This is a genomic window from Megasphaera intestinihominis (assembly GCF_040096415.1).
Classification (GTDB): Bacteria; Bacillota; Negativicutes; order Veillonellales; family Megasphaeraceae; genus Megasphaera; species Megasphaera intestinihominis.
The window spans coordinates 18,780-31,939 of the sequence record NZ_JBBMEU010000024.1; the positions used below are offsets into that span (position 1 = coordinate 18,780).

The following is a 13,160-nucleotide window of genomic DNA, read 5'->3' on the forward strand; positions in this document are numbered from 1 at the left end:
CCTAAAAATTCAGATAATCAATGTATAAGCGTTGAAAGGCTTCGTCGTTGCCGAGGACGATTTCCTCTGCCCCGGCGGCGATGGCCTGTAACTCTTCCAAAGTCACGGCGCCCGTCAAAAGGCCGATGGCCCCTTTCAGGGACGTGTTGCCGACAGCCGTCGTCCGTTCGGCCAGATCTGCTGGCAACAGGCCGATGACAGCCGCTTTCTGCGGATCCAGGTAATAACCGAAACCGCCGGCCAGGAAGACCTGGTGGACGCGCTGACGGCTGATTCCGCTGCGTTCGATGAGCGATTCGATGCCGGCCCGGATAGCGCTCTTGGCCATCTGGATTTCACGGATATCCTGCTGGCTCAGGGTAATGCGCTGATAATCCAGCGTCGACGCCAGGGGAAAGCCCTTATGGAAATAAGGCTCTACGAGTTTCCCCGTTTCGTCGACCAGGCCTTCCCGGACCAGGCCGGCCATGGCTTCGAGGATGCCCGTCCCGCAGATACCGACGGGAACGGTGTGGTCGATAGTCCGCACCTTAGCCCGGCCCCGCTCGATGCGGACGCCGCAGATGGCCCCGGGAACACTGCCCGTCCCCCAGGTCAGCTTGCCCCCTTCCAGGGCCGGACCGGCCGGAGCCGATGCAATGAAGCGCTGGTCCTTATTGCCCAGGACCATTTCCCCATTCGTCCCGAGATCGACGAAGAGGCTGACGTCGTCTGACGAGGCCAGGCCGCACTGCCAGATGCCGGCCGTAATGTCGGCACCGACGTAGGTGCTCATGCCGGGCAGCAGGGTCACTGTAGCGTCTGCCAGTGGCGACTGCGGTCCCAGGACCTCCTGAGCGCGATAAGTCTTCCCGCCCAGGGATACGGGATGGAACGGCCAGTCGCCCAGGCCGTCGCAGGGCCAGCCCATGAGCAGGTGGAGCATGGTCGTATTGGCGGCAATGGCCATCTGGCGGCAGCGAGCGGCCGTGCCGGGATGGTCCTTCAGGAGCTGCTTCATCAGCCGCGTCAGGTCCCGGCGGACGGCCTTCTGCAAGGCCTTGCCTTTGCCATGGCAGGCGGCACCGATGCGGCTGACGACATCGGCCCCAAAAGAGCGCTGGCTGTTGACTGCCGTCGCTGTCGCCAGGATTTTTCCATCCGTACAGTCTACCAGAGCTGCGGCCAACGTCGTCGTCCCGATATCGACAGCCAGGCCATAGTCATGGTCCGCTGCCAGTGAAAGGGCTCCCTCGTCAGCGGCTTCGGCAGCCAGAGCCGAAAAGCCCTGCTGTTCCTGCACGGGAACGACAATTTCGGCCGCTTCACGGGTTACGGCCTTGCAGGCCAGGCGCCAGCCCTGGGCCAGCTGAGCTTCGGAAAAGATGCGCTTGTCTTCCGGGGTGACGGGAAGCCGCCCCCGGACGACGCGGACACGGCATTTGCCGCACATGCCCTTGCCGCCGCAGGGCATAGCCAGGGCCGTTCCCTGAGACTGGATATAGTCATGGACCCGGCAGCCGCCAGGGCAGGTCAGCCGTACTTCCCGGGCCGATTCGGCCTGGCGCTGCGGGCAATCCGTCTTAGGGCAGGCCGTACAGTCATGTTTCACCTGGAATACAGCCGGGTCTTCGCAAAGGTCAAAGACGAGGCTCATGGATTTCTCCGGCGACAAAGCCATGGCCGCATTGACCGTCACGCCAGCCGTCCGGCCGGCAGCCGTCTCACAGACCGCATCGGCCTGGACCGATAAGGGCAAATCGCTGCCCGGTTCGTGGCGGCAAACGATGCCACAGCCCTTTTGCCGGCAAATAAGGCGCAGCTGCTGCAAAACCTGCTGTTCCAGGGCAAAGAGGCACGTATCAGCCATGGCAGCGAAGAGCACGGCGGCCAGCTCATCCCCGTCATCCTGATAGCGGTCGATCTGCCGGCTCACAGCAGCACCTAACGTCAGGATGACATAGAGCCGTTTCTCTGTAAAGGCCAGGACCGCCTTGGCCTGCAAAGACCGCCGCAAGAGCGGTGCCATATCCCGGCACATCCCTTCAGCCCGTTCCCAAGCTGCCCCTTTCGATTCATAACCAGCAAACCGCAGAGCCTGCTCCACGTCGGGGACGATCCGCTGCCCCCGGATGATACGAATATCTGCCATGTCTATCCTCCTAAAAATATTATCTATAATACATAATTATATAACCTCAAGGCGCCTCGTGGCAACATAATCTTAACAGAAACCTCACGGCCGTATACATTTCCCTTCCCTTTGGCTATAATGAACGTAGTCTTTTTTTGCTAAAGGAGGAATACCCATGTTAACCAACGTCTTTTTCGACTGTATCAAACGCGATGGCATCGTCTCTGTCGCTTCGGCCAATGCCGAAGGCCAGGCACACATTGCAAACACCTGGAACAAAAAAGCCGAACTGTAAATCTATAACATATTGGAGAATACAAAAATAACCGCTTCAGACCCTAATCTTGAGCGGTTATTTCTATAAATAATTTATTCTGGGATCATCCATCTATCGGCAATATTTTGTATACAGAAAAAGAGCCCGGACACGATTACGTGCAACAAGCTCTTTTCATTCATGGTGGGCCCACTTGGGTTCGAACCAAGGACCAACCGGTTATGAGCCGGTGGCTCTACCACTGAGCTATAGGCCCAAAAGATAAGGCGCAAGGCCTTACCAAATTATTATACGCGAATTAGCATATGGCGTCAAGGAGAGATTTCGGCTTAGAGGAAATCCTTGATTTTTTCCCGTTTGCCCCAGTTGCGCAGTTTGCTCAGGGCCTTGCCTTCGATCTGGCGGATACGTTCACGGGTGACGTTGAAGTGCTGGCCTACTTCTTCCAGTGTGCGCGGACGGCCATCTTTGAGGCCGAAGCGCAGGTAGAGGACTTTGCGTTCCCGGTCGGTGAGACAGGAAAAGACGTCTTCGATTTGTTCTTTCAGCAAGATGAAGGAGGCGGCGTCATCAGGGGCGACGGCTTCCGAGTCTTCGATGAAATCGCCGAGGTGCGAGTCTTCTTCTTCGCCAATCGGTGTTTCCAGCGATACCGGTTCCTGGGCGATCTTCATGATTTCCCGGACGCGTTCGACAGGGATGTCCATTTTTTCAGCGATTTCTTCCGGCAGCGGTTCGCGGCCTTTGTCCTGCAGGAGCTGGCGGGAAATGCGGATCAGCTTGTTGATAGTTTCGACCATGTGGACCGGGATGCGGATGGTCCGGGCCTGGTCGGCAATGGCACGGGTAATGGCCTGGCGGATCCACCATGTCGCATAGGTACTGAACTTGTAGCCTTTGCTGTAGTCGAATTTATCGACGGCTTTCAACAGACCCAGGTTCCCTTCCTGGATGAGGTCCAGAAACAACATGCCCCGGCCGACATAGCGCTTGGCGATGCTGACGACGAGGCGCAGGTTGGCATCGGTCAGTTTCTTCTTGGCAATCGTGCCGGCTTTGATGTCTTCTTCTGTTGCATCGGGAGCATTGCCCTTTTCGATGGCCTTGGCCAGGGTAATTTCTTCCGTCGCCGACAAGAGGGGGACGCGGCCGATTTCTTTCAAATACATGCGGACCGGGTCATCGATGTTGATGCCTTCCGGCACGCTGAGGTCGACATTGTGAAGGTCCGGGACTTTTTCCGTATCTTCATCATCTATATCATCATGTTCCGCCATGGAGTCGTCTTCGCCGATGATGTCGATGCCCTTGTCGGCAAAGACTTCATACATCTTGTCGATCTGGTCCGGCGTCAGTTCGTCTTCTTCCATGAGGTTCATGATTTCCGTATACGTCAGGCTGCCCTTCTTCTGCCCCATTTGCAGGAGCTGCTTGATGTGCTGCAGGGCCAGGGCCTGGCGTTCTTTTTCACTCAACGGTTTCTTGGCGGCAGCGTCCTTCTTCTTGGACGGCTTGCGGCGCGTCGTCTTTTTCGTCGTTTTCTTCGTTACTTTTGTATCATCTGTCGTTTTATTCACCATGGTGTACAGGCTCCTTTCTGCTCCTCAAGACCATTGTTTCATTTCATCGTTAATTTTCTTACATGCTGCAAGCTCTTCGGCCAGCCTTGCATCGCCAGTCCGGCTATAAGTGGCAGCCAGGCGGCTGTGCGCCAGGTACTGCTTTTGTAAATCGGCCATGCGAAAGCGCTTGACATAATCCATCAGTACATTTTCGTCCAGTGGGACATCTTGTAGAACCATAATTCGTGCTACTTCTTCGGCCTCCTCAGGAGTTAATTTTTGCTGGATGTCATGTGGTGTGTACATCCCTTGGTGTGCATACGTATCCAAAATGAGCTGGTAAATGTGGCGCCGCCGTTCATCGGCAAAGAGGTCCGCCGATACTTTGGCGTGGATCCGCCCGCAGGCAGCCGGCTTTTCCAGGAGGAAACGCAGGATATTCTCTTCGGCTACAGCCATGGCACCGCTCCCGCGGGCTGCGGCATTTTCCTGGGATACGGACGAAGAGATGACGACCGGCTGCTGGCCTGCTTCCGGATGGGCAGCGACATACTTGTTGAATTCGCTGCGCACGGCGTTTTCCCCTATCTGCAGCTGACCTGCCAGTTTCTTCAGGAACGCTTCCAGCAGGACCCGGTTGTCGACGGCAGCGACGACGGGCAGGACCATGGTCGTAATGGATGATTTCCCTTCCAGCGTCGTCACGTCGAAGCGCTGCAAGGCCCGCATGAGCATGTAATCGAGCACATTCGGCGCTTCGTCGACGGCCTGGCGGAACTTGTCCGGCCCGGCGGCATTGATGTATTCATCAGGGTCCTTGCCCTGCGGCAAGGACAAGACGCGGATGCGCATGCCCAGGCCGCGGACGATTTCCATAGCCCGCTGCGTCGCCTGACGGCCGGCGCCGTCCATGTCGTAGCCCAGGACGAGTTCCTTGGCCTGGCGCTGCAAGAGCCGCGCCTGTTCCGGCGTAAAGGAGGTCCCCAGGGACGCGACGACATTATGGATGCCCCGGTTATGAGCGGAAACGACATCCATATAGCCTTCGACCAGGATGGCTTTCCCCTGCTCATAAATCGCTTTATGGGCCAGGTCCATGGCGAAGAGGAGCCGCCGTTTATTGAAAATCGGCGTTTCCGGCGAATTGAGATACTTCGGCTTGCTGTCGTCGAGGACGCGGCCACCGAAACCGACGATGCGGCTGCGGCCGTCGCGGATGGGGAACATGACCCGTCCGCGGAAGGCATCGTAAAAGTGGCCGTTCTTTTCTTTAGCCAGTCCCAGGAGGACTAATTCCCTGCCAGTGACACCTTTTTTCATGAAAGCCGTCGTCAGTTTATCCCAGCTTTCCGGAGCAAAGCCCAGCTTAAAGGCCTCGATGGTATCATCCGATACGTGGCGCTTGTGGAAATAGGCCAGTCCGGGCTGCCCGTAATGAGTCTGGGTCAGGCAATTATGGAAAAAATTGCCCGCCATTTCGTTGATCTGATACAAGCGGTCCCGCTGTTTATCGCGGGCGATTTCTTCGGCCGACCGTTCGACGACGGGCAGGGCGATATGGGCCCGTTCAGCCAGGCGTTCGACGGCATCCGAAAAGGAAAGGTTTTCTTTCTTCATAATGAATTGGAAGACATCGCCGTGAGCATGGCAGCCAAAGCAATAAAAGAATCCTTTGTCGGCAGCGACGCTGAAGGAGGCGGTCTTTTCATTATGGAAAGGGCAGCAGGCCCAGAAGTTGCGGCCCCGCCGTTTCAGCGTCACATAATCGGAGATGACGCTGACGATGTCATTGGCCTGCCGGACCTGTTCGATAAATTCGCTGGAAAACCGTTTCACTCATATCACCTGTTTCATTTCAATAACGCTGACGTATATATTATTCTCTATCCACCTGTGAAATTCCTTCTTTAGGGAACACTCTTTTAAGGTAAATCTAAAAAATGGATACATAACATTCCTATGATATACTATTTCGACGCGGAGCGTCAAGTTTCCTTTTCCAGGAGATGATTTTTTCTGGCCAGCCGCACTCCCAGGCCCTTGCGGGCTAAAATATAGCCCACATGTTTTCACGAAATGTATGGATTTATTTATTTTCATTTTGTATAATAGATGTAGACAAAGCCAATATAGGGGAAATGCAAATGATTCATTTTACAGTAGGGACGATCATACGGCCTACATCGTTAGGCGGCGCTTTGAAACATTTCGGCGTTTCGTCGACATTGCGGCGCCGTATCAAGCACAACGGCATCTGTACCATCAACGGCCAGGCCGCCTCGACGCGGGACTTCGTCCATGAAGGCGACGAGATCTGCGTCACCCTTCCGGAAAAGAACCCCTTCCCGCCACAGGACATACCCATTGGCATCGTCTATGAAGACGACTACCTCATGGTCATCGACAAGCCTGCAGGTCTCCTGATGCATCCCACATCAGCCGTACGGGACGGGACACTGGCCAACGCCGTCGCCTATCATTACGAACAGACGGGGCAGCACTGTTCCTACCACCCCATGCACCGCCTGGACAAGAATACGTCCGGTCTCTGTATGGTCGCCAAGGAACCGCAGATCCAATACGCTTTCGATAAGCAGGACTTGGGCTATAAGCGCTTGTACTTAGCTATCTGTGAGGGACGATACCCGTCGCGGGTCACAACTGTACACGCCCCCATCGGAAGATGTCCCGATAGCATCATCACCCGCTGTGTCCGCCTCGACGGCAAGCCGGCCTGGTCCGATTTCACCTGCCTCGCAGCCGGCAAGGACTACAGCCTGCTCCAAGTCGTCCTGCACACGGGCCGGACCCATCAGATACGGGTCCACAGCAGTTACCTGGGCTATCCCCTGGCCGGCGACGACCTCTACGGCGGTTCGCGCCGCTTCATCGGCCGCCAGGCCCTGCACGCCTACTGTCTCCAGTTCACCCACCCCATGAGCCACCGCTTCATCACCGTTAATTCCCGGCTGCCTGAAGATATGGACGCCTTCGTCCGACGGGCCGGCTGGAATTATATATATTAACCATTTTTACGTATTATGTAGGAGGAATGTAAACATGCCATTAATTGGAACTACAGAAATGTTTAAAAAAGCCTATGAAGGCCACTATGCTATCGGTGCATTCAACATCAACAACATGGAAATCGTCCAGGGCGTTACCCAGGCCGCTGCTGAATTGAACTCGCCGATCATCCTTCAGGCTTCGGCCGGTGCCCGCAAATACGCTAAACCGCCGTATTTGAAACATCTCGTAGAAGCAGCTTTGGAAGATCATGATCTCCCCATCGCCCTTCACCTCGACCACGGCGCTGACTTTGAAACCTGCAAAGACTGCATCGACGGCGGTTTCACTTCCGTCATGATCGACGGCTCGAAACATTCTTTCGAAGACAATATCGCCCTCACGAAAAAAGTCGTTGAATACGCACACGCTCACGGCGTCGTCGTCGAAGGCGAACTCGGCCAGCTGGCCGGCATCGAAGACGATGTCAAAGTCGCTGCCCACGAAGCTCACTACACGCGTCCGGAAGAAGTCGAAGAATTCGTATCCCGCACGGGCGTCGACTCCCTGGCCATCGCTATCGGCACCAGCCACGGCGCTTTCAAATTCACCCCGGAACAGTGCACGCGCAACGCTGACGGCGTCCTCGTACCGCCGACACTCCGCTTCGACATCCTCGAAGAAGTCTCCAAACGCCTGCCGGGCTTCCCGATCGTCCTCCACGGCGCATCTTCGGTCGTACCGGAATACGTCAAGATCATCAACGAAAACGGCGGCAACCTGGCTGACGCTATCGGCATCCCGGAAGACCAGCTCCGCAAAGCAGCTTCCATGGCTGTCTGCAAGATCAACATCGACTCCGACCTCCGTCTCGGCCTGACTGCCGGCATCCGTCAGCACATGGCACAGCATCCGGAACATTTCGACCCGCGCCAGTACCTCGCCGACGGCCGTCAGTTCGTCCATGACATCGTCGCTCACAAGATCAAATGCGTCCTCGGCTCGGAAGGCAAAGCTTAATCGCATGTCTTGTAAAAAAGGTATTGCTTTTTTCTGCGCCATATGGTAAAATTTCTTCTAGTGTTCTTGTAAATTAGGGAGGTGAATCCATTGCCGCAGATTAAATCCAATATCAAAACGATGGAAAAAGACGCAGCTCGCCACGCAGCTAACTCTCAGGTTAAATCTTCTGTTCATACCGCTATCCGCCGTACGACCGAAGCTATCGCCGCTGGTGACGCTGAAGCTGTTAAAAAAGCATTCGATAAAGCTAGCAGCGTAATCGACAGCGCCGCACAGAAAGGCGTTCTCCATAAAAACACTGCAGCTCGTAAAAAATCCCGTTTGGCTTCCAAAGTCAATGCTATGGGTAAATAAGTTCGACTGAAAAGGGGGACTGGCGCATGAAGGTTTCGGCCATCATGCACGGTCCCTTTTTCTGTACAGTTTAAGGTTTGATGTTTGAAGAAGGCCTTTAAATTTAAAGCCATCCGCTAACAACTAACTGCTAGCCACTACCAACTTTAAAGGGCTTGTCGTTGTGCGACAAGCCCTTTTTCATACAAGGAGGATATCATGTTCCCCCATTGGTTCCAATTACGCCATTTCCTGGCCCTGTTCTTTCCCCTGCTCCTGACCCAGATGGCCCAGGTCGGGACATCCGTCTTCAGTTCTATCTTCAGCGGTCAGGCCGGGACGATTGACCTGGCCGGGGTCGCCGTAGCCGTCAATATCTGGTATCCCGTCTTTGCCGGCCTGTGCGGCATCTTCTTCGGCATCTCGCCGATCATCGCCCAGCTCCGGGGCGCTCAGAAGACCGAGGAAATCCCGACGTACATTATGCAGAGCCTCTACTTGAGCCTGGGCTTTACGGCCGTCATTTTCCTGGCCGGCGCCTTTCTGCTGCCGCCCTTTCTCGACTTTATGGGCCTCGACGCACCGGTCCGCTACATCGCCTGGGAATACCTCAAGGCTCTGGCCCTGGGACTGGTCCCCATCTGCCTGCAGGCGACGATGCGCTACATCGTCGACGCCCACGGCAAGACCCACGTTTCCATGGCCATATTAGTGACCAACCTGGTCCTGACGATCATCCTCTTCCGCCTGCTCATCTTCGGCGCCGGCCCCATTCCAGCTATGGGCGGTATCGGTACGGGCTATGCCATCACCATCGCGTCGTGGCTGTCCTTCCTGCTCTTCGTGGGCGTCCTGCAGTGGATGGAGCCTTTCCGCTCTTACCATCTCTGGAGCCGCCTGCGGCCTTTCAGCTGGTATCATGGCTATCATCAGCTGGAGTTGGGCATTCCCATCTTCATCGCCGTCTTCTGCGAAACGAGCCTGTTCTCCATCGTCGGCCTGCTCATGGCCGAATTCGGCACCTTATACCTGGCGGCCAACCAGGCAGCCATCAGTTTCTCGACCCTGACCTATACCCTGCCCTGGAGCATCAGCCTGACGGCGACTATCGTCATCGGCTACGAAGTCGGCGCCCGCAACTACGCCGCTGCCCGGCAGTATGCCGTGCTCTGCCAGATGACGGCCTTGACCATCGCCATCGCCCTCATCGTCGTGACTTACCACTTTGTCGATCATATCGCCGCCATCTTCACGAGCGATGCCGAAACGTTCTGGGCCATCCGCATGTTCATCTTCTACGCCGTCGCCTTTTCCTTCTTCGATGCCGCCGGCACGCCGGTCCAGGGCATCCTGCGCGGCTATAAGGATGTCAAGATCATCACTTACGTCGCTTTCGTGACCTACTGGCTCATCAGCATCCCTATGGGCTATGCCATGGCCCACGTCACGTCCTACGGGCCCTATGGCTATTGGATCAGCCTCATCATCAGCCTGGCCATCAATGCCAGCGCCCTGAACTGGCGCTTGTGGAAGCATACGGCCTGGAAAGTCCCTGTCCTATCCTCATCTACTAAGGAGTGATTTTATGCCAACTACCAAACAATTAACGGCTTATGCCCGCGTCCTCTTGCAGAAGGGCCTGAATCTCCAGAAAGGTCAGACCCTGGTCATCAATGCCCCTGTCGAATCGCACGACTTCGTCGCCCTCCTGACGAAAGAGGCCTATACGGCCGGCGCCGCCCAGGTCGTCTGCAACTGGCGGTCTGACGACCTGGCCCGCCTGCGCTACGAACACGAAGATTTGCAGTATTTCGAGTCCCTGCCGGACTGGCGCCGCGATTTCAGCCTCTACTATTACCATAAGAAAGCGGCCTTCCTCAGCCTCATCTCGGCGAATCCGTACCTCATGGACGGCATCGACACCCATAAAATCTTTGCCCAGCAGAAAGCCCAGAATGAAGCCTTGAAGGAATACATCGACGGCATGATGGCCTCGAAGACGACGTGGCTCGTCGCCGCCGTCCCCAGTGCCGTCTGGGCCAAACTGCTCTATCCGGACCTCGACGAAGCCGCCGCTTACGAAGCCTTGTGGAAGCAAATCCTCCAGTCGTCCCGTGCCGACGGTGCCGATGCCCTGGCCGATTGGGACGCCCATCTGGCCGAATTGAAGAAGCGCCGGACCTGGATGACGGACCAGCATTTCACCAGCCTGCACTATACGAACGGCCTGGGAACGGACCTGACTATCGGCCTGCCGGCCGGTCATATCTGGCAGGGCGGCATGGAAGAAACGGCGGACCACCTGCTGTTCAATGCCAACATCCCGACGGAAGAAATCTATTCGGCCCCCAAGGCAGATGCGGTCAACGGCACGGTCTACAGCACCAAGCCCCTGGTCTATAACGGCAACCTCATCGACAAATTCCACCTGACCTTCAAAGACGGCAAAGTCATCGACGCTGCCGCCGAAACGGGCGAAGACGTCCTGAAGAAACTCATCGCCATCGACGACGGCGCCTGCCGCCTCGGCGAAGTAGCCCTCATCCCCTATCATTCGCCCATTTCCCTGTCGGGTATCCTCTTCTATGAAACACTCTTCGACGAAAACGCCTCGTGCCACCTGGCCCTGGGCGCATCGTACCCGACCTGCCTGGCTGGCGGTGCTGATATGGACAAAGATGCTGTCGCCGCAGCCGGCCTCAACGACTCCATGATCCACGTCGACTTCATGGTCGGCTCGCCGGACCTGACCATCACCGGGACCAGGGCCGACGGCACGACGGTGCCGGTCTTTACCGATGGCGACTGGGCGCAATAACGATTTTCCATTGACAATCCCGGCCATCCGTGCTATTATAAGACGCAACAACCATATACCCTTCATCCAGAGCAGCTGAGGGACTGGCCCGATGACGCTGCGGCAACCCCCTATCGGGAAGGTGCCAATTCCAACGGAACATTCCGACAGATGAAATGAAACCGTATATACGGCCGTCATCTGCATGACGGCCTTTTTTTGTGGTTGCTTTCTCTAGTTACGCCTATTTTGAGGAGTTGATACTGTGATTACACTGAAAAATATTACCAAGACCTACGGCGGCGCCGCACAGGTCCAGGCCCTGAAAGGCATCAACCTGACCATCGACGACGGCGAGATCTTCGGTATCATCGGCAAGAGCGGTGCCGGCAAATCGACGCTGGTCCGCTGCATCAATATGTTAGAAAAACCGACGAGCGGCCAGGTCATCATCGACGACAAGGATTTGACCAAGATGAATGAATCCCAGCTGCGGGCAGAACGCAAGAACATCGGCATGATTTTCCAGCACTTCAATCTCTTATCATCCCGTACGGTTGCCGAAAACATTGCCTTCCCGCTGGAACTCGTCGGCGCTTCCAAAGACGTCATCGAAAAGAAAGTCGCTTCCCTCCTCGACCTGGTCGGCCTCAGCGACCGGGCCGGCAACTATCCGTCCCAGCTCTCAGGCGGCCAGAAACAGCGCGTCGGCATTGCCCGTGCCCTGGCCAGCGATCCGAAAATCCTGCTCTGCGACGAAGCCACGTCGGCCCTGGACCCGCAGACGACGAAATCCATCCTGGAACTGCTCCAGGACATCAATAAACGCCTGGGCATCACTATCGTCGTCATCACCCATGAAATGGCCGTCGTCAAGGAAATCTGCCATCGCGTCGCCGTCATCGAAAGCGGTGTCATCAAGGAAATGGGCCGCGTCGTCGACATCTTCACCAATCCTCAGTCCCAGACCATGAAAGATTTCGTCACGTCCATCATCAATATGGAACTGCCGGCAGGCATCAAGAACCTGGGTGTCACCGACCAGCCGTCGCCGGACCGCTACATGCTCGTCCGCCTGCGCTTCAAAGGCGCTGCGACCAGCGACCCCGTCGTCGCCGACATCGTCCGCAAATTCAACGTCGAAGTCAGCGTCCTCTACGGCAACATCGACTACATCCAGGATGAACCGTTCGGCTACCTCATCGTCGTCATCATGGGCGATATGGAAACACAGGCCAAGGCATTCTCGTACATCAAAACATTACCGATTGGAAGTGAGGTTTTAGGTTATGTCCCAAGAAATCATTAAGTTAATGCTCCAAGGCATTGAAGAAACGTTCTACATGGTCGCCGTCGCCACGGTCATTGGCGGTATCATCGGCATTCCCCTGGGTATCACCCTGGTCACGACCAGCAAGGGCCATATCCTGGAAAACCGCTTCATCAATCAAATTCTTGGCACGATCGTCAACATCATCCGTTCCATCCCGTTCATCATCCTCATGGTCGCCATCATCCCGCTGACGCGTCTCATTGCCGGCACGTCCATCGGTACGACGGCAGCCTGCGTCCCCTTGACCATCGTCGCCATCCCCTTCCTGAGCCGTCTCGTCGAAACGTCCATCCGCGACGTCGACTTCGGCCTCGTCGAAGCGGCCGAATCCATGGGGGCTACGCCGTTCCAGATCATCCGCAAGGTCCTCATTCCCGAAGCCTTGCCGACGATCATCAATAACATCACCGTCCTCATCGTCAACCTCATCGGAGCATCGGCCATGGCCGGCGCCATCGGCGGCGGCGGCCTCGGGGACATCGCCATCCGCTATGGCTACCAGCGATTCCGTCCCGACGTCATGCTGGCGACGATCATCATCCTCATCGTCGTCGTCAACGTCATCCAGGCCGGCGGCGACTTCGCATCACGAAAAAAGAATAAGAAATAAATAATAGAAAAAAGGAGCTGTTGCACATGCGACAGCTCCTTTTTTCTGTAGGGGCGCCCCGTGGGGCGCCCGTTCGCGCAAATCGGTTCACGGGCATCTTACATAT

Annotated in this window: 11 protein-coding genes, 1 tRNA gene and 1 riboswitch; of the genes, 8 read left to right on the forward strand and 4 right to left on the reverse strand. The window is 56.1% G+C overall.

Annotation, left to right across the window (positions count from 1 at the left end):
* Position 1: 1 nt before the first annotated feature.
* A complete protein-coding gene (locus WMO23_RS05335; protein WP_349173408.1) occupies positions 2–2,131 on the reverse strand; it encodes an ASKHA domain-containing protein in 2,130 nt (709 codons plus the stop codon).
* A gap of 157 nt (positions 2,132–2,288) precedes the next feature.
* On the opposite strand from WMO23_RS05335, the gene WMO23_RS05340 reads away from it, so the two are divergent.
* Entirely contained in the window at positions 2,289–2,408 is a 120-nt protein-coding gene (locus WMO23_RS05340; RefSeq protein ID WP_020723799.1) for a hypothetical protein, read from the forward strand.
* A 163-nt stretch (positions 2,409–2,571) separates the two neighbouring features.
* Here the strand turns inward: WMO23_RS05340 and WMO23_RS05345 are convergent.
* The 3 genes from WMO23_RS05345 to dnaG all read right to left on the reverse strand — a co-directional run bounded on the left by WMO23_RS05345 (position 2,572) and on the right by dnaG (position 5,788).
* Positions 2,572–2,646: transfer RNA gene (locus WMO23_RS05345), tRNA-Ile, on the reverse strand.
* A 73-nt stretch (positions 2,647–2,719) separates the two neighbouring features.
* Positions 2,720–3,970: an RNA polymerase sigma factor RpoD gene (rpoD, locus tag WMO23_RS05350; RefSeq protein ID WP_020311082.1), complete on the reverse strand. Its 1,251-nt coding sequence runs from the start codon at positions 3,968–3,970 to the stop codon at positions 2,720–2,722.
* A gap of 24 nt (positions 3,971–3,994) precedes the next feature.
* Positions 3,995–5,788: a DNA primase gene (dnaG, locus tag WMO23_RS05355; RefSeq protein ID WP_020311083.1), complete on the reverse strand. Its 1,794-nt coding sequence runs from the start codon at positions 5,786–5,788 to the stop codon at positions 3,995–3,997.
* 308 nt (positions 5,789–6,096) lie between these two features.
* Between dnaG and WMO23_RS05360 the strand changes: the two genes are divergently transcribed.
* From WMO23_RS05360 to WMO23_RS05390, 7 genes are all read left to right on the forward strand, one after another.
* Positions 6,097–6,978 (forward strand): RluA family pseudouridine synthase, encoded by an 882-nt coding sequence (locus WMO23_RS05360; RefSeq protein WP_051132251.1) that lies wholly within the window; start codon positions 6,097–6,099, stop codon positions 6,976–6,978.
* 34 nt (positions 6,979–7,012) lie between these two features.
* A complete protein-coding gene (gene fba / locus WMO23_RS05365) occupies positions 7,013–7,978 on the forward strand; it encodes a class II fructose-1,6-bisphosphate aldolase (protein ID WP_014016799.1) in 966 nt (321 codons plus the stop codon).
* A gap of 90 nt (positions 7,979–8,068) precedes the next feature.
* Positions 8,069–8,335, forward strand: coding sequence for a 30S ribosomal protein S20 (rpsT, locus tag WMO23_RS05370; RefSeq protein ID WP_014016800.1), 267 nt, complete (start codon positions 8,069–8,071; stop codon positions 8,333–8,335).
* Between the two features lie 198 nt (positions 8,336–8,533).
* Entirely contained in the window at positions 8,534–9,895 is a 1,362-nt protein-coding gene (locus tag WMO23_RS05375; RefSeq protein ID WP_349173410.1) for an MATE family efflux transporter, read from the forward strand.
* Positions 9,896–9,899: 4 nt separating this feature from the next.
* On the forward strand, positions 9,900–11,132 hold the full coding sequence (locus WMO23_RS05380) for an aminopeptidase (protein ID WP_292281812.1): 1,233 nt from the start codon (positions 9,900–9,902) through the stop codon (positions 11,130–11,132).
* Between the two features lie 59 nt (positions 11,133–11,191).
* Positions 11,192–11,289, forward strand: a riboswitch (SAM riboswitch).
* Positions 11,290–11,376: 87 nt separating this feature from the next.
* Entirely contained in the window at positions 11,377–12,420 is a 1,044-nt protein-coding gene (locus WMO23_RS05385; RefSeq protein WP_020311088.1) for a methionine ABC transporter ATP-binding protein, read from the forward strand.
* Entirely contained in the window at positions 12,401–13,054 is a 654-nt protein-coding gene (locus WMO23_RS05390) for a methionine ABC transporter permease (protein WP_020311089.1), read from the forward strand. The genes WMO23_RS05385 and WMO23_RS05390 overlap by 20 nt, the downstream gene beginning before the upstream one ends.
* The last annotated feature ends 106 nt before the right edge of the window (positions 13,055–13,160 follow it).